Raw genomic sequence first — 16,887 nt, forward strand, 5'->3', positions numbered from 1 at the left:
TGAGATACGGTGTCTTTCTGAACAGGACAGGAGTGTAATTTTATATAAATGGATGGTAGCGGATGTATGGACAAGGCGTGGTGCATACATTGAATGAAGAGAACTGAGAAGGGATGAGAAAACATGCTGCCTTCATATGATTTTTTTGTTCATCCAATGTACTTAGTGGAATTGAAAAAAGACATTTGGTCAGATAGTCCAGTACCAGCAAAATTAACTTATGGAAAAAAGAAGTATGACATTGATATCGTATACCGAGGGGCTCATATTCGCGAATTTGAGAAAAAGTCTTATCATGTTATGTTTTATAAACCGAAAAAATTTCAAGGCGCGAAAGAGTTTCATTTGAATTCTGAGTTTATGGATCCGTCTCTCATACGAAATAAATTATCTTTAGATTTTTTTCATGATATTGGTGTACTTTCGCCAAAATCACAACATGTATTTATAAAAATTAATGGTCAAATTCAAGGTGTGTATTTACAGTTAGAATCAGTTGATGAAAACTTTTTGAAAAATAGAGGGTTACCGAGTGGTTCTATTTATTATGCGATAGATGATGATGCGAATTTTTCGTTAATGAGTGAGCGAGATAAAGATGTTAAGACAGAGCTCTTTGCGGGTTATGAATTTAAATATTCGAATAAAAATAGTGAAGAACAACTGAGTGAATTTGTATTTCAAGCGAATACTTTGTCGAGGGAAGATTATGAAAAAGAAATCGGGAAGTTTCTACATGTAGATAAATATTTACGATGGTTAGCTGGAGTTATTTTTACGCAAAACTTTGATGGTTTCGTTCATAACTATGCACTATATCATAACGATGAGACAAATTTATTTGAAGTGATACCGTGGGATTATGATGCGACTTGGGGGCGAGATGTACAAGGGAGACCACTTAATCATGAATATATTCGTATTCAAGGTTATAATACGTTAAGTGCAAGATTGTTAGATATACCTGTATTTAGAAAACAATACCGAAGTATTTTAGAAGAAATATTAGAAGAACAATTTACCGTTTCGTTTATGATGCCGAAAGTAGAAGGTTTGTGTGAATCGATTCGTCCATATTTACTACAAGATCCATATATGAAAGAAAAATTAGAAACATTTGATCAAGAAGCTGATATGATTGATGAATATATAAATAAAAGAAGGAAGTATATACAAGACCACTTACATGAATTGGATTAATTTTGAAAGAGATTGGAACATTATCAATCTCTTTTTTTGTATAATAAAGATGTATCGATTGAATTGACGTAATATTTACTTAATAAAGAATGGAGATGTGGAAACATGACGGTCAAGTGGATTGATTGGGTAAAACAAATACAATCTATAGCTCAAGCGGGTTTAACGTATTCTAAGGATGTATATGATATAGAGCGTTTCCAACAATTACGGGACATTTCAGTTTCAATGATGTCACATTACACAAAGACAGATTGGGAAGTAGTAGAGAATTTATTTGCAAGTGGGACAGGCTATCAAACACCTAAAGTTGATATACGGGCAGTTATTTTTCAAAATGAAAAACTATTATTTGTGAAAGAAAAAAGTGATAGGAAATGGGCATTGCCAGGTGGATGGGCTGATGTTGGTTATACGCCAACAGAAGTAGCAGCAAAAGAAGTTTTAGAGGAGACGGGCTATGAAGTAGATGATTTTAAGCTACTCGCTATATTTGATAAAGAAAAACATCAACCATCGCCTTCAGCAACACATGTATATAAAATTTTTATTGGCTGTAAGATTATTGGTGGCGAAAAGAAAACTAGTATTGAAACAGAAGATGTGGAGTTTTTTGGTGAGAATGAATTGCCTAATTTATCGATTGCTAGAAATACAGAAGAGCAAATTAAAGAAATGTTTGCCTACATGAAAGAACCTCAAAAAGAAACATTAATAGATTAATAATGCTTATGCCGATGATATTGTGGAAATGAAGATATTGGCAGAATGCGACCTTTATGTAATAATGGGATGGTATGTGAAGAAAAAAGGAGATAGAAAATAAAATGTTAGCAAGCATAATAGATCAGTTATTGCAATTTTTTGCAAGCCTAGGTTACTTTGGAGTAGCGCTAGCTTTAATGATTGAAATTATCCCGAGTGAAATTGTACTTTCGTATGCTGGATTTTTAGTAGCGGATGGTAAAATTAGTTTTGTCGGTGCAGTTATCGCCGGAACTATTGGTGGTACTTTAGCCCAAATCTTTTTATACTGGCTTGGATATTACGGAGGGCGTCCGGTTGTAGAGAAATATGGGAAATATCTACTTATTAATAAACACCATTTAGACATAGCGGAAGGTTGGTTTAAGCGTTACGGAGCAGGAGTAATCTTTTCTGCACGCTTTATCCCAGTAGTACGTCATGCAATCTCTATTCCAGCAGGATTAGCTAAAATGCCGTTAAAACTATTTACACTATATACAGTAGTTGCGATTATTCCATGGTCAATACTATTTATATACTTAGGTGAAAAGCTTGGTGGAAATTGGCGACACATTAAAGAGTATGCATCTGATTACACACATTACATAATTATAGGAGCTGTTCTCTTTGTTGCTCTATACTTCGGTTTAAAGTATTTAAAAAAGAAAAAAGCAGCGCGTTAAAGTCAATGATTTTTCATTGGCTTTTTTTATTTGTTTCGGTTCTAAAAAAAAGGAGTTGTCCATAATGTGTAATAATAAAGCGTAGCGGAGGAATGTGATGAAAGGGTCACCGTTTATACGTGGAACGATATTTTTAACGATGGCAACGATGATATCTAAAATGTTAGGGTTTATATATGTTATACCATTTACAGCAATGGTGGGTACGAGTGGGTACGTATTATATACGTATGCATACCGTCCTTATACAATTATGCTTAGTATTGCAACGATGGGATTGCCACTTGCCGTTTCAAAAATGGTTTCAAAATATGATCAACTCAATGATTATCACACTGTTAAGAGAGTGCTAAAGAGTGGTATCGTTTTTATGGTCATTATGGGCGTTATTTCTTGTTTAGCATTATATATGTTAGCACCACATTTAGCTAAACTTGTGATTGATGGAAATGATCAGTCGGGGAATAGTGTGGTAGCTGTCACGCACAATATTCAAATTGTAAGTTTTGCGTTAATACTCGTTCCTGTAATGAGCTTGTTACGTGGTTTCTTTCAAGGTTTTCAATCTATGGGACCTTCTGCGCTCAGTGTAGTTGTAGAGCAATTTTTTCGGGTCTTAACTATTTTGATAGGAAGCTTTGTCGTTTTATATGTTATAAAAGCTTCTGTTTCGTTGGCAGTTGGTATTTCAACGTTTGGAGCATTTATGGGAGCACTAGGTGGATTAAGTGTTTTAAGTGCGTATTATATAAGAAGGAGAAAACATTTAAAGAAAAAAGAGATTGCCAGTATACCACAAACGACGAAAACTTTTTTTTCGTTGTATAGAGAACTGTTTACATATTCTATTCCTTTCGTTGTAGTTGGATTAGCGATTCCGTTATATCAGACGATTGATACATTTACAATTAATAAACTACTTATACAAATAGGGTATATGCAAGGAGAAGCGGAGAAGATTAATGCGATAATTGGTCTTGTCCAGATGGTTGTACTTATCCCGGTTTCCGTTGCGACTGCTTTTAGTATGTCTCTCGTACCTGAGATGACAAAAGCCTATACAGCAGGGAATGTGAAGTTACTGTACAAACATTTTACGAGGACGAATGTATTAGTAGTAGGTATTACGGTACCAGCGGCGATTGGAATGATGTTGTTAGCAAAACCAGTATATACTCTTTTATTTGGTGCTGGAAATGATCCGGAGATGGGCAGTATTATTTTGCAGTACTATGCTCCTGCTTGTATACTATTCTCACTATTTACAGTAACCGCTGCCATGTTACAAGGAATTAATCAACAACAGAAAACAGTGCTAGGATTAGTAATCGGAATAACTGTGAAGATAGTTTTAAATATTGTATTGCTACCGTATTTTGATTATGTAAGTTTTATCATTTCAACATACGCTGGCTATACGATTTCAGTTGGCTTTAACTTGTGGATGCTTTCTAAATATGTTATAAAGGCAACATAAGCTTTTTAAGGCAGAGAGCACTCTGTCTTTTTCTTTGTTTAGAATATTTTTCTTATAAAAACGTTTTCAAAATAATTTTTCTATTGAAATTTAAACGTATGTTTCATATGCTGAGAATAGCGGTTCAAAAACTGTTATGTAAGAGAGGTAGATTCCTACATGTAAAAAGAATCGGGGTGATAGTATGTTAAATATTTATTTAACAGACCGAAACGGAAAACTACAAGAGGTTGAGGAAATGCAAAAGGGTTGCTGGATTAATGTACTTCATCCAACGGAAGAAGAAATTCAATATCTAGTACAAACTTTAAATGTAGACTTAGATTTCATTAAAGACCCTTTAGATGATGAAGAACGCTCTCGTATTGAAAAGGAAGACAATAATACTTTAATAATCGTGGATATTCCAACAGTTAGACATGATGAAGAAGGAAATTCGATTTATGACACGATTCCAATAGGTATGATTGTAATGCCAGATTGCTTTGTGACAATTTGTTTAGAAGAAAACCCAATTTTTGAACGTTTTATTAATCAACGTATTAAAGAATTTTATACGTTTAAAAAGACACGCTTTGCACTTCAGCTCTTATATACAATTTCTACTTATTATTTAAGATACTTAAAGCAAATTAATCGAAAAACAATCGATTTAGAGCACCAATTAAATAAGTCGATGAAAAATAAAGAAATTTTCACATTGCTCGGCCTTGAAAAAAGTTTAGTTTATTTTACAACATCATTAAAGGCAAATAAAATTGTAATTCAAAAATTAATGCGAAACAGTACATTTTTGAAAATGTATGAAGACGATCAAGATTTACTAGAAGATGTATTAATTGAAAATAAGCAGGCTATTGAAATGGCGGAAATATATAGTCACATTTTAAGTGGAATGATGAATACATTTAGTTCGGTTATTTCTAACAATTTAAATAGTGTTATGAAACTGTTGACTTCTATTACAATCATTTTATCATTACCAACGATGGTTTCTAGTTTCTTTGGAATGAATGTAAAGGTTCCGTTTGAAGGGGAAGCACATGGTTTTGTAATTGTACTCATAATATGTGTAACACTATCTTTCACATTAGCGTTTGTTTTTTGGAAGAAACGTTACTTTTAATGATAGGAAAGCTGCGCTAGCATAGTTATAAAACTGTGCTAGCGCAGCTTTTTTGCTATGAAATCCTAAATTTTGAATAGAATATAACTTATAAAATGTAATGTATATGAAAGGGGTGAATTCCGTATAAGTCTTGTCCAATTCATAAAATGAGGTTAAAATTACATATTGTTAATGAAAAGTTGGAGGAAATACATCATGGAATTGTTTCAATTACCGAAAGCATTCCTGCAAATGAATACAATTTTTATCTCCATATTGATCGAAGCACTTCCTTTTGTGCTCATTGGTGTATTTATTTCAGGATTCATTCAAATGTTTGTAACAGAAGATATGGTAGCAAAATGGATGCCGAAAAATCGATTTCTGTCTGTTTTAATGGCTACTTTTTTAGGGATGATGTTTCCGGGCTGTGAATGTGGAATCGTTCCGATTGTAAGGCGATTAATCGGAAAAGGGGTTCCGCCCTATGCCGGGATTGCATTTATGTTAACTGGACCAATCATTAATCCAGTCGTATTATTTGCAACATACGTTGCCTTTGGAAGTAGTATGCACATGGTATGGTATCGTTCTATTGTAGCGATTATCGTAGCAATTATCGTTGGAATTATATTATCATTTATGTTTAAAGAACATCAATTACGAGATGATCACTTCCCAGAAGTGAATCATAAGCGTCCATTACGTAAAAAAATGTGGGATGTATGTACGCATGCTGTTGAGGAATTTTTCTCGATGGGAAAATATTTAGTATTAGGTGCGTTAATTGCAGCGGCAGTTCAAACGTTCGTACAAACTTCAACACTTCTTGCTATAGGACAAGGGCCGTTCTCTTCACCAGCTGTTATGATGGGGCTTGCTTACATATTATCACTTTGTTCAGAAGCGGATGCGTTTATTGCTTCGTCATTCCAAAGTACATTTTCAACAGCGTCACTTGTCGCGTTCCTCGTATATGGACCGATGGTGGATATTAAAAATATGTTTATGATGCTTGCAACGTTTAAAACGAAATTTGTAATTGTTGTGACGGTTACAGTTACACTTGTTGTTTATGCAAGCTCACTACTCATTTATGCGATGGGGTGGTAGGTTATGTTTCGAGCATATATATTATTAGGCTTTACAATTTTAATTGGACAGCTTCATATTTCCGGTAACATTACGAAGTATATAAATATGAAGTACGCCTATTTATCAAAAACTGCTGCTATTATTTTAGGTTTCTTAACGATTGTACAAATTATTATCGTTTTCCAAAAAGAGCACCAAAAGGAAAAAGAGAAACATGATTGTAGTTGTGATCATAGTCATTGTGGGCATGATCATTCGAAAGATGAGAATACATGGTGGAAAAAAGTGTTTTCTTACACGTTATTCTGTTTTCCAATCATTACAGGATTGTTTTTCCCAATTGCAACATTAGATTCCGATATTGTTAAGGCGAAGGGATTCCATTTTCCAGTAGCGCAAGCAGAAAGTAAAGATCCATTTATGACAAGACAATTCTTAAGACCGGATACGAGTATTTATTACGGGAAAGAAGGATATCGTGGTGTAATGGAAAAAGGGAAGAAAGAGTTTGTTACGAAAGATAATATCACTTTAAAAGATGAAGATTTCTTAAAGGGTATGGAGACAATTTATAATTATCCTGGTGAATTTACTGGTAAAACCCTGTCTTATAAAGGATTTGTTTTCCGAGATGATTCTTCTAAAAAGGAACAATATTTCTTATTCCGTTTCGGCATTATACATTGTGTTGCGGATTCGGGTGTATATGGTATGTTAGTTAAAAAACCAGAAGGGGTAGAGTGGAAAAATGATGATTGGATTCAGATAGAGGGAGAAATTTCAACTGAATTTTATCAGCCGTTTCATGCGAATATTCCAGTGTTAGAGGTAACGAAATGGAATAAAGTTGAACAGCCGAAAGAACAATATGTGTTTAGAGGAGCCGATTGATAAAATCGGTTCTTTTTTGTGGACTAAAAGTTCTAAAAATTGTTAATATTAAACGTGTAGTTCATGAGGTGTAGTGTATATTGGGATATTAGGGATAAATAATTAAAGGGGTGATAACAATGACTGAAGTAAAGGGTAAAACAGCTAATGAATCAAGGGTGTTTAAAACGAGTCGAGTATTTCCAACGGATTTAAATGATCATAACACGCTATTTGGTGGAAAGATATTGGCGGAGATGGATATGGTTGCTTCAATTTCAGCAACGAGACACTCGAGAATGGAATGTGTCACAGCGTCTATGGATTGGGTAGATTTCTTACATCCAGTACGTTCTTCAGATTGTGTTAGTTATGAATCTTTCGTAATTTGGACGGGAAGAACTTCTATGGAGATATTTGTGAAAGTAGTAGCAGAAGATTTAATTTCAGGAAAAAAACGTGTAGCAGCAACTTCATTCGTTACTTTTGTTGCGCTTAGCAAGGAGAATAATCCAGTCCCTGTACCGCGTGTTATCCCTGAGACAGAAGAGGAGAAAGAATTGCATCGAATTGCTGTGTTACGTGCAGAACAGCGCCATATTCGTAAGGCAGAGAGTAAGAAGGTAGCTACACTGCTAACTTTTTGATGTAAAATATTTTCCTAGTGGTACTATTTTGTAATAGGTTAGGAGATTTTTGAAATGAAAAGCGGACACCTAAAAATAGGTGTCCGCTTTTATAGTTTTTTCATCCCCATATCGTACTACAATAACTGCTTAGCAGAAGCAAGCAGCACCGACGATAATTAAGAGGATAAATAATACGACTAGTAGCGCAAATCCATTACCATGTGCGAAGCCCATTGTTATTTCCTCCTTTTATTTTAAGATACAACATACAATATGCAGATGAGCTCCTGTTTGATATGGACGTATATCATGCAATGACATATTTTTTGTATGATAATGTTTTAAAAAAGGAAAGATATAGGAATAACAGTAGTTAGAGAAAGGAACGTATCCATGAAGCGCTTTTTAATTGTAATAATTTGTTTTATAGGTGTATTCATATGGATGAACGTTGATGTGGAAATGGGGAAGAAAATGGCTAGTGGATATGAATTAGAAAAAATCCGATCAGGGGATTTTCAAGTATATACGAACGGTGATGAGTTATATAAAAGTTTATTTGAGGATATAAATCGTGCAGAAAAGAATGTGTATATTCATTTTTATATTGTAGGAAAAGATGAAGTAAGCCAAAAGTTCTTACAGTTATTAGAGAAAAAAGCATCTAGCGGAGTAGATGTGAAATTGTCAGTAGACCGCATTGGCGGATATAAGCTTAAGAAAAAGATAATTAATCAATTAAAAGAAAAAGGCGTGAAGTTTACATTTAGTAAAAAACCTAAATTAAAAAACTTATTTTATTCTTTGCATCAACGTAATCATAGACGCATTGTTACTATAGATGGGAAAGTTTCGTACATTGGTGGCTTCAATATTGGAAAGGAATATCTTGGACAGGATCCTAAATTTGGTCCGTGGCGTGATTATCATGTACGCATCGAAGGGAATGGAGCTACTGATATGGAACGGAAGTTTGCGGAAGATTGGCAAGAAGATACGGGAGAAAAGTTTCCTATACACCAAGAGTTACCTGTACAAGGAAATGTAAAATATCAATACGTATTTTCGAATGGAAAAGGTTTATGGAAGGAGTATGGAGCGTTTTTAAAGAAGGCAAAACATTCTTTAATTATCGCTACACCATATTTTGTACCGAGTAAAGAAATGGTGAAGGGGCTGAAAGATGCATTAAATCGTGGTGTCCATGTAAAAATCCTCGTCCCATTTAAAAGTGATGCAGTATTGCTAAAACAGGCTGCCTATCCTTATTTGAAAGACATGTTAGATGCTGGAGCGGAGATTTATCAATATCGAAATGGATTTTTTCATGGGAAAGTAACAATCATCGATGAGGAAATGGTTGATATTGGTACAGCAAATTTTGATAATAGAAGTTTTTACTTAAATAACGAATCTAACTGTTTCATATATGATAAGACAGTCGTTGCTGACGTATGGAATCGATTAAAAGAAGACTTTCATAAATCAAAACGATTTTCTGAAGAAGATTTTGAGAAAATTAGTAGATGGGATTGGTTTCTAGCAAGAATATCAAATGTTATCGCATCATATTTATAGTATAGAGATGAAATAGGAAGGGAGGCGCTTTAATGGATTGTATGAAAGAATTGATGACATATAGTTACACACTTATATATAAAGTTGGAGAATACACGAGCAAGGTTCGAGATGAAGAATTAAAGGATATATTACAGCATCATTTGCCGTATATGTTACAAGCATATAATGAACAAGTGAATTTTCAAGAAGGAGAAAATATACAACATATAACTTGTAAACAAATGTGGCCGGAATTTACTGAAATGGATAGGGAAACAGATAATGAGTATACAGGGGATATTGGGATTGCTATTTGTTATATTTCACATTTGAAACGATTAGCATTAAAGTTTGCTCAAGTTGCAGTGGAAGTTGCGAACCCAGAGTTTCGTTCTTTCTTGGAAAATTGTTTTGTGAAAATGAATCGTTATGCTTATAGTGTTTGGCAATATGTTGTGAAGAAGGAATATAAAATTAAACATTTATATGAAAATGAAAGTGAAAGTGAGAAGTTTGCGTGAAAAACTAAGACGGAATGAAAGGCGTCTTAGTTTTTTTATGTCTAATGAAAGGCTCAATTAGAAGAATTGAGAAAAACCAGTTGTGTTATCAGAGTATTTACAAAAGTTTACAATATCTTTACTGTTTTTAAATCTTTCCTTTAAAAATAAAGAGTAATATGGGATTGTACATATTCTATCAAAGGGAGGAAACGCAAATGAACAAATGGGTTAAGTCATTAGCTGCTATGGCACTTGCAAGTTCTTTATTAATGGTAGGTTGTAGTAAAGATGAGGATAAAAAGAAAGAGGATGACACAACTTCGCAGCAAGATGAAAAGAAAGATAAAGAAACAAGCGGAACAGATAAGTCTTCTGATTCAAAAGAAAAGAAATAAAGTGAAACTTTAATCAGTGGGGATTTTGTCCATCCCCACTGATTACTAGTTGAACCAATCGGGCATTTACGGGCAGTTATCTCCCACCTAACTTCCTCGCATTCGCCGAATTTACTGCCCGTTAATGCGGGATAAATGGATAATAGAGCTTCCTCACATATATGAGGGAGCTTTTTTGTTGCTTATTTGTAAGTTTTGCGGAAAAATAGAGAGAAAGAATTGAAAAGGAGAAAGTAAATGAAAGTATGTATATTAGGAGCGACAGGTAGAGTAGGATCACACATTATGAAATTGGCATTACATGATTCATATGAAGTGACGGTATTAGTTCGTGATTTGAGTAGAGTGGAAACAGAGCATGAAAGGTTACATATTATAGAGGGAAATGTGTTAAACGGAAATGATATAAAGGAAGCGATTAAAGGATGTGATATTGTAATTAGTGCTCTTGGAACTGATCGGAATGGGACGTTAGAGAAGAGTTTACCGATTATTATAAAACAAATGGAAGAAGAGGGCATAAAGAAAATTGTTACAATAGGAACTGCTGGTATTTTACAAGCGCGAACAAACCCAAGTATATATCGTTTCCAATCAAAAGAATCGAAAAGAAAAATGACAACAGCTGCGGAAGATCATTTAGCTGCTTATGAAGTGCTGAATAATAGTAAACTATGTTGGACTGTTGTTTGTCCGACGCATTTAGTAGATGGTGATGTAACAGGTGTATATCGAACTGAAAAAGATATGTTGCCAACAGATGGATCGAAAATCACAGTTGGTGATACAGCTCAGTTTACATGGAGTTTACGTAATAAAAGCTTATACGAGAAAAGCCGAGTAGGTATTTCATATTAAAAAACCATCCCAAAATAGGGATGGCTAAAAAATGATATAGCATACAAAGATGATAATCATAATGATTTGGAGAATTGCTTTCGCTACTGTACTACTTAAAAAACCGACAACAGTTGCAATTCCGACTAAAAGGGCGTCTTTTGGCGCCTTTTTATGCATTAGTTCCGTAATAAATACAGATAAGAACGGTATGATAATAAGCCCGAATGGTGGGAAGAAGAACGATCCGACAATGATAGAAACCATACCAACACGTTCGCCCGATTTTGTACTTCCGTATTTTTTTAGGAAGTATCCATTTGCAATAAAGTCAGCAACGAAAATGAAGAGTGTAAAAATGACTTGAATAATCCAAAAAGATGTCGTTAACTCTCCGCCGTTTATTCCAAAATGATAAATGAAATAGCCAGCCCATACGGCAAGGATGCCAGGGATAATGGGGTATATAAAGGCAAGAAATGAAACAATGAAACAAACAATGATACAAATTGTTAGTAAAACAGTCACTTTATAACTCCTTTGTAGTATCTAATTTATGTACAGCAATCTTTTTAATTTGATGCCCATCAAGTTCTAATGCTTTAAATTGAAAACCACCATATTCAACTGAATAGCCAGCCTCAATATTTAAATCAATTGATTGAGAGAGAAGCCAACCACCAATTGTATCTAAATCACTTTCATCGATATGTAGGCCAAACATATCATTTACTTCAGAAATGAGTACCTTCCCATCTAAAACAGTAAGCCTAGGAGTACGCTTTTCAATCATTGGTGATTCGTCTGCGTCAAATTCATCTTGAATTTCTCCGATAATTTCTTCAAGAATATCCTCCATCGTTAAAAGGCCAGCAGTTCCGCCGTATTCATCCATAACAATCGCCATCTGTACGCGGTTCTTTTGGAGGTGTATTAACGTTTTACGAATGGGAACTGTTTCAAATACAGTTAAAACAGGATGTATGTAAGCATCAAGTGGTTTGTAAATGCCTTTTGTTTGATTATGAAAAATCTCTTTCGTATTTATCATTCCGATAATATCATCTTTATCCTTTTCTATAATAGGATAACGTGTATACTTTTCAGTTGCAACGATTTTCATATTTTCTTCTAACGTATTTTCAGTAGATAAACAAACCATTTCAGTTCTAGGTACCATAATTTCTTTAGCAACACGATCATCAAATTCAAAAATATTATTTACATATTTATATTCGGTTTGATTAATTTCGCCGCTTTTATAGCTTTCACCTAAAATGAGTCGTAGTTCTTCTTCGGAATGGGCAAGCTCATTTTCTTTCGCAGGCTCTAAACCGAGTAATTTTGTGAAAAATATAGCTGCACTATTGAGAAGCCAAATGAACGGATACATAATTTTATCAAATAAAATAAGCGGTTTTGCAAATTTTAATGTGATTGCTTCAGCTTTTTGGATCGCGAAAGACTTAGGAACTAACTCGCCTAATACAACATGGAAAAAAGTAATCACACTAAAAGCAATAATAAAGGATAACGTGTTAGCCATTGTTCCAGTAATATTGATTTTTTCAAATAGTGGTCGCAGTAAATGTTCCACAGTTGGTTCACCAAGCCAACCAAGTCCTAAAGAGGTGATAGTAATGCCAAGCTGACAAGCGGATAAATAAACGTCTAAGTTAGATAAAACGCTTCTTGCAGCTAATGCTTGTTTATTACCTTCATTAGCAAGCTGGTCAATTCGACTTTTTCGTACTTTTACGACAGCGAATTCTGAAGCAACGAAAAAACCAGAAATAAGGATAAGTATAAAGATGAGAAAAATATTTAATATGTCCAAGTGTGTTCTTTATTCCTAATTTGGAATAAAGATGTCACCTCCTGTAATTATGTTATACTTTTATAATAAATCCAAATGAAAAGATTAGTCAAAGAAAATGGGTAAATAATGGTAGGTTTCTATAGTAGTTTTTTAATTTGCTGTTATTTTGTCCTCTATATAATAGGAATAACCGTCTACTTTTAATTTAAGTAGACGGTTATTCTATGTTATGGTTTCGAAATACTTCTAGTTAAAGTATACGTGTTTTGTTTAGAGTGGTTTGTTGTCCATAAAGCTTGGAGAAACGATAAGATGCTATATGGAATATAAAGTAGTAATAAACCAATTGTGACAACTATAGGTGCATTTCTACCAAATTGGACGATAAATTGTAATAGTCCGTTTGTATGAAAAATACATTCCATAAAAACGAATGAAAGAATAATGGAACTCAAAATAGATTTATGATTGGAAGTAAGCGCAATAAATAACGTATCAACAAGGAAAGATGAATTTTTTATTTCGTATTCATTAGTAGTATTTAAGAACGGTAGCCATTTTTTAATTGCTTGCATAACGATTATCATAGAAGTGCTACATACGATGATAAAAGAAGAGAAGAAAGGAAACTTTATGAATTTAGATATGTAGAGAAGTGATAATAGGACTGAACATTGTAATATCACAGTGCCAAAAGAATACGGTATCCAGCGAAATAAAGAACTACACTTTTTTAATGAGTTTGGTGCTTTTAAAAATAGATGGCCAATTCCTAGACTTATAAAGAAACCGATTACAAGAGTGAATGTGAAACGAACGATTGATAAAAAATATATTTCCCATATGTAGGGGAACAGTGGTGACGAATGGTTAGAGGTATGTACAAGCTGATTTGCTGAGAAAAGGATAGGCTCATGCATCCAATCAATTGTTGGAATTGAAATGGAAGAAGGCTGTGCTAAATTATGAAAAATGCTTACAAATCCAGTTAAGTAGGAGTAATTATGTGTAATGAATAATGCTGGAAGGGGACTTATGACAAAAATAATCAAAACACCGGCTATAAATTTACATATATGTGAGCGCAATAAGGACATACAATCACCTACTCTTTGAATATTCAGAAAATTCTTATTCTTATTTTAGCTTTTTTCGGATAAAGTTACAACATATTTTTCTCGAAGTAAGTTAGAGAGATTATCCCGCTTTAACGGGCAGTAAGACTCTACCTCAAAATGCGGCGAATGCGTAGAAGTTAGGTGGGTATATCGACTGCCAGTAAAAGCCCGATTGGTGAAGGCTAATAATAAGTGGGGGGAAATCCCCACTTATTAAAGTTTCAATTTAAATAAGTGTATGATTAATGAATAAATTATGACGGAAAAATGAATAATTTTCAGAAAAATAAAATAATATATTTATTTTTTTCTGAAAATATAATATAGTTATGGCACAGAAAGTATTTTAGCATAAGGAGGCTTTTTTATGAGGATTAAAGGGAATTATGTGCCAAAAAGGGAAGTTTTGTTTTGCTCAAGTTCAATTACGATAGGGGAAACGCTGGAACATTTAAATAAAACGGGGTATCGTTGTGTACCAGTTTTAGATGAAAAAAAAGAGAAGTTTTTAGGGAATGTATACAAAGTAGATATTTTAGAATATAAAGGTTCACTTGAAGATAATGTATTACAATTATTGAACGATAAAAATGGGTACGTGAGAGAAGACTCTTCCTTCTTTAAAGTATTTTTTACAATTAAAAAACTACCGTATTTATCAGTAGTTGATGAAAAAGGGGTCTTCCTTGGTATTTTAACTCATAAAAAAGTTTTTGAACTATTAGAAGATGCATGGGGAGTCCATTCTAGTAAATATTCTGTCATGATTGGAACACAAGATTATAATGGGGCCATTCAAAAATTATCGACAGTGCTAAAGAAATACACTGGTATTCAAAGCTTAATGACTTTTGATAATGATGCTTTATTAGTACGTAGAATAATGTTTACATTGGGAGAAGAGTTTGAAGATAGTGAATTAGAAACATTGCTAAAGGATTTAGAAGACCATGGATTTAGAGTTGTGTATGTTGAAGAGATGAATAATCCACGTGAAGTTGAAACGATAGACTAAAAAGTAAAGCCATCTTATTTTTGATGGCTTTTACTTTCTTTCACATAAAGATATCTAAATATATTAAAATATATGAATCGTAAATTTAAAAAAATATTTGTGTAATAGAATAAATAAAGGAAGTATATGTAGATAATTTTGATTTTCAAAAAAATCAAATTGAAAATATGTTTTTATTTTTCAACTAAATATGTTACTATATGTGTGATAAAAACAAAGAGGTCTGACAACTATACTCCACGCAATACCACTCTAATGAGTTAAATTTTCAAAAAAATCAAAAATTAATAATTAGAGTAAGAATAAGGGGAATGGAGAAATTATGGAGAAAGACACTGCTTTGTAAGGGGCATATTTTATCATCTTGAGCAGAGAGGAGGATGCATAGCATATTGTGAAAAGAGATATAAACAATGAAAAAGTGCTATGCAAATGAAAATTATGAAGGGACGTTTAAGGCCAGGTGATACAGTAGCAATTGGTTTAATGTTATTTGCACTATTTTTAGGAGCAGGAAATTTAATTTTCCCACCAGTTTTAGGGCAACAAGCTGGAGAGAATGTTTGGGTTGCTACAATTGGATTCCTTGTAACGGGAGTCGGATTACCCCTATTAGCTGTGACAGCTGTCGCGTTTGTAGAGGGGGACTTGAAAGCGCTATCTTCTAGAGTTCACCCTATATTTGCGTTTATTTTCCCATTGATTAGTTATTTAGCGATTGGACCATTTTTCGCAATTCCGCGTACTGGAGCCGTTTCATTTGAAATGGGTATGAAGCCATTTTTATCAGAGGCATTGGTTTCTGAGTGGTACATGCTATTTCTTTTCACTATAATTTTCTTCGGAATAACGTGGTATTTATCATTAAATCCATCTAAATTAGTGGATTGGTTCGGGAAATTTCTTACACCATTGTTAGTATTGATTGTTGCTGTTATTGTCGGAAAAGCAATTATTGATCCAATTGGAGAACCGGCTGCACCTTTAGCTGCTTATAAAGAGAATGCTTTCTTTGGTGGATTTATTCAAGGATATTTAACGATGGATGCGATTAGTGCACTTGTGTTTGGGATTGTTGTTGTACAAGTTATTCGCTCAAAAGGGATAAAAGAGAGCGGACAAATCGCAAAAATAACAGTTGTATCAGGGATTATTGCTGTATTAGGCTTAACGTTAATATATTTATCACTTGCATATCTTGGATCTACAAGTACATCACTTGGTGTGTCGGAGAACGGTGGTCTTATTTTAACGAATGTTGTAAATGAGTTATATGGAACAAGTGGCAAAATTTTATTAGGACTTGTAATTATACTCGCTTGTTTAACAACTTCTGTTGGATTAACATCTGCGTGTGCTGGCTTCTTTACAAACTTATTCCCAAAACTTTCGCATAAAACGATTGTAACTATGGTATGTGTATTTAGTTTAATTGTATCTAACCTAGGGTTAACACAATTAATCACAGTAACATTACCAGTGTTAATGATCATTTATCCAGTTGCAATTGTATTAATCGTTCTTTCATATTTCCATAAATGGATAGGGAAGCGTAATACAATATATATTGGAGCTATTTTAGGTGCGTTGTTAATTAGTTTCTTTAACGGTTTAGAAAGTGCGAACATTAAAATTGATGCGATTTCTAATGTGCTACAAATGTTACCATTATATAAAGAAGGAATAGGATGGCTAATCCCATCATGTATTGGCGGGATTCTCGGTTTCTTCTTCTATAAATCAAATGAATTAAGTGAATTACAAAAGAAAGGTGCTTAGGCGCCTTTCTTTTTTTAAAGGGGATTTTTGTATTTTGTCTAAGTAATAATTG

At 33.7% G+C, this 16,887-nt stretch carries 18 protein-coding genes; 14 read left to right on the forward strand and 4 right to left on the reverse strand.

Going from position 1 to position 16,887, the window contains the following annotated elements; genetic code table 11:
• The first annotated feature begins 123 nt into the window (after window positions 1-123).
• The 8 genes from cotH (at window position 124) to QCI77_RS10250 (ending at window position 7,827) form a co-directional block, all read left to right on the forward strand.
• On the forward strand, window positions 124-1,200 hold the full coding sequence (cotH, locus tag QCI77_RS10215) for a spore coat protein CotH (protein WP_000937998.1): 1,077 nt from the start codon (window positions 124-126) through the stop codon (window positions 1,198-1,200).
• Between the two features lie 105 nt (window positions 1,201-1,305).
• A complete protein-coding gene (locus tag QCI77_RS10220; RefSeq protein ID WP_002189369.1) occupies window positions 1,306-1,923 on the forward strand; it encodes an NUDIX hydrolase N-terminal domain-containing protein in 618 nt (205 codons plus the stop codon).
• Window positions 1,924-2,027: 104 nt separating this feature from the next.
• A complete protein-coding gene (uptA, locus tag QCI77_RS10225) occupies window positions 2,028-2,630 on the forward strand; it encodes an undecaprenyl phosphate transporter UptA (RefSeq protein ID WP_000881203.1) in 603 nt (200 codons plus the stop codon).
• Window positions 2,631-2,727: 97 nt separating this feature from the next.
• Complete coding sequence (locus QCI77_RS10230) at window positions 2,728-4,107, forward strand: putative polysaccharide biosynthesis protein (protein WP_353824862.1); 1,380 nt, start codon at window positions 2,728-2,730, stop codon at window positions 4,105-4,107.
• Window positions 4,108-4,291: 184 nt separating this feature from the next.
• The gene (locus QCI77_RS10235) at window positions 4,292-5,233 is read left to right on the forward strand and encodes a magnesium transporter CorA family protein (protein ID WP_000932392.1); all 942 of its coding nucleotides are present in this window, start codon (window positions 4,292-4,294) and stop codon (window positions 5,231-5,233) included.
• Between the two features lie 198 nt (window positions 5,234-5,431).
• Complete coding sequence (locus QCI77_RS10240) at window positions 5,432-6,328, forward strand: permease (RefSeq protein ID WP_000418724.1); 897 nt, start codon at window positions 5,432-5,434, stop codon at window positions 6,326-6,328.
• A gap of 3 nt (window positions 6,329-6,331) precedes the next feature.
• Window positions 6,332-7,201 carry a TIGR03943 family putative permease subunit gene (locus tag QCI77_RS10245; RefSeq protein ID WP_002012447.1) on the forward strand — a complete coding sequence of 290 codons (870 nt, stop codon included), beginning with the start codon at window positions 6,332-6,334 and terminating at the stop codon, window positions 7,199-7,201.
• A gap of 119 nt (window positions 7,202-7,320) precedes the next feature.
• Complete coding sequence (locus tag QCI77_RS10250) at window positions 7,321-7,827, forward strand: acyl-CoA thioesterase (RefSeq protein WP_002012448.1); 507 nt, start codon at window positions 7,321-7,323, stop codon at window positions 7,825-7,827.
• Window positions 7,828-7,956: 129 nt separating this feature from the next.
• On the opposite strand, the gene QCI77_RS10255 is transcribed toward QCI77_RS10250, so the two are convergent.
• Window positions 7,957-8,043 carry a YjcZ family sporulation protein gene (locus tag QCI77_RS10255; RefSeq protein ID WP_000505094.1) on the reverse strand — a complete coding sequence of 29 codons (87 nt, stop codon included), beginning with the start codon at window positions 8,041-8,043 and terminating at the stop codon, window positions 7,957-7,959.
• A gap of 159 nt (window positions 8,044-8,202) precedes the next feature.
• Here QCI77_RS10255 and cls point away from each other — a divergent pair, with 159 nt between their 5' ends.
• From cls to QCI77_RS10275, 4 genes are all read left to right on the forward strand, one after another.
• Complete coding sequence (gene cls / locus QCI77_RS10260; RefSeq protein WP_215587677.1) at window positions 8,203-9,387, forward strand: cardiolipin synthase; 1,185 nt, start codon at window positions 8,203-8,205, stop codon at window positions 9,385-9,387.
• A 32-nt stretch (window positions 9,388-9,419) separates the two neighbouring features.
• Complete coding sequence (locus tag QCI77_RS10265; RefSeq protein ID WP_353824863.1) at window positions 9,420-9,890, forward strand: spore coat protein; 471 nt, start codon at window positions 9,420-9,422, stop codon at window positions 9,888-9,890.
• Window positions 9,891-10,087: 197 nt separating this feature from the next.
• Complete coding sequence (locus QCI77_RS10270; RefSeq protein WP_044444220.1) at window positions 10,088-10,267, forward strand: hypothetical protein; 180 nt, start codon at window positions 10,088-10,090, stop codon at window positions 10,265-10,267.
• A gap of 237 nt (window positions 10,268-10,504) precedes the next feature.
• A complete protein-coding gene (locus QCI77_RS10275; protein ID WP_353824864.1) occupies window positions 10,505-11,125 on the forward strand; it encodes an NAD(P)-dependent oxidoreductase in 621 nt (206 codons plus the stop codon).
• A gap of 24 nt (window positions 11,126-11,149) precedes the next feature.
• Here QCI77_RS10275 and QCI77_RS10280 read toward each other — a convergent pair whose 3' ends face one another.
• From QCI77_RS10280 to QCI77_RS10290, 3 genes are all read right to left on the reverse strand, one after another.
• A complete protein-coding gene (locus QCI77_RS10280) occupies window positions 11,150-11,632 on the reverse strand; it encodes a DUF456 domain-containing protein (RefSeq protein ID WP_353824865.1) in 483 nt (160 codons plus the stop codon).
• Window position 11,633: 1 nt separating this feature from the next.
• The gene (locus QCI77_RS10285) at window positions 11,634-12,941 is read right to left on the reverse strand and encodes a hemolysin family protein (protein ID WP_088032650.1); all 1,308 of its coding nucleotides are present in this window, start codon (window positions 12,939-12,941) and stop codon (window positions 11,634-11,636) included.
• Window positions 12,942-13,150: 209 nt separating this feature from the next.
• Entirely contained in the window at window positions 13,151-14,020 is an 870-nt protein-coding gene (locus tag QCI77_RS10290) for a hypothetical protein (RefSeq protein ID WP_088032652.1), read from the reverse strand.
• Between the two features lie 388 nt (window positions 14,021-14,408).
• Between QCI77_RS10290 and cbpA the strand changes: the two genes are divergently transcribed.
• Window positions 14,409-15,056 (forward strand): cyclic di-AMP binding protein CbpA, encoded by a 648-nt coding sequence (gene cbpA / locus QCI77_RS10295; protein WP_002186059.1) that lies wholly within the window; start codon window positions 14,409-14,411, stop codon window positions 15,054-15,056.
• Between the two features lie 441 nt (window positions 15,057-15,497).
• On the forward strand, window positions 15,498-16,835 hold the full coding sequence (brnQ4, locus tag QCI77_RS10300) for a branched-chain amino acid transport system II carrier protein BrnQ4 (protein WP_407707244.1): 1,338 nt from the start codon (window positions 15,498-15,500) through the stop codon (window positions 16,833-16,835).
• Window positions 16,836-16,887: the final 52 nt, after the last annotated feature.

The sequence above is a fragment of the Bacillus cereus group sp. MG9 genome (assembly GCF_040459995.1).
GTDB lineage: Bacteria > Bacillota > Bacilli > Bacillales > Bacillaceae_G > Bacillus_A > Bacillus_A mycoides.

Coding starts and splice junctions, on each gene's coding strand:
- QCI77_RS10265 (WP_353824863.1), top strand. CDS start 9,420: ATGGATTGTATGAAAGAATTGATGACATATAGTTACACACTTATATAT.
- QCI77_RS10230 (WP_353824862.1), top strand. CDS start 2,728: ATGAAAGGGTCACCGTTTATACGTGGAACGATATTTTTAACGATGGCA.
- QCI77_RS10255 (WP_000505094.1), bottom strand. CDS start 8,043: ATGGGCTTCGCACATGGTAATGGATTTGCGCTACTAGTCGTATTATTT.
- QCI77_RS10270 (WP_044444220.1), top strand. CDS start 10,088: ATGAACAAATGGGTTAAGTCATTAGCTGCTATGGCACTTGCAAGTTCT.
- QCI77_RS10235 (WP_000932392.1), top strand. CDS start 4,292: ATGTTAAATATTTATTTAACAGACCGAAACGGAAAACTACAAGAGGTT.
- QCI77_RS10245 (WP_002012447.1), top strand. CDS start 6,332: ATGTTTCGAGCATATATATTATTAGGCTTTACAATTTTAATTGGACAG.
- cbpA (WP_002186059.1), top strand. CDS start 14,409: ATGAGGATTAAAGGGAATTATGTGCCAAAAAGGGAAGTTTTGTTTTGC.
- QCI77_RS10290 (WP_088032652.1), bottom strand. CDS start 14,020: ATGTCCTTATTGCGCTCACATATATGTAAATTTATAGCCGGTGTTTTG.
- QCI77_RS10220 (WP_002189369.1), top strand. CDS start 1,306: ATGACGGTCAAGTGGATTGATTGGGTAAAACAAATACAATCTATAGCT.
- uptA (WP_000881203.1), top strand. CDS start 2,028: ATGTTAGCAAGCATAATAGATCAGTTATTGCAATTTTTTGCAAGCCTA.
- brnQ4 (WP_407707244.1), top strand. CDS start 15,498: ATGAAGGGACGTTTAAGGCCAGGTGATACAGTAGCAATTGGTTTAATG.
- QCI77_RS10250 (WP_002012448.1), top strand. CDS start 7,321: ATGACTGAAGTAAAGGGTAAAACAGCTAATGAATCAAGGGTGTTTAAA.
- QCI77_RS10240 (WP_000418724.1), top strand. CDS start 5,432: ATGGAATTGTTTCAATTACCGAAAGCATTCCTGCAAATGAATACAATT.
- cls (WP_215587677.1), top strand. CDS start 8,203: ATGAAGCGCTTTTTAATTGTAATAATTTGTTTTATAGGTGTATTCATA.
- cotH (WP_000937998.1), top strand. CDS start 124: ATGCTGCCTTCATATGATTTTTTTGTTCATCCAATGTACTTAGTGGAA.
- QCI77_RS10275 (WP_353824864.1), top strand. CDS start 10,505: ATGAAAGTATGTATATTAGGAGCGACAGGTAGAGTAGGATCACACATT.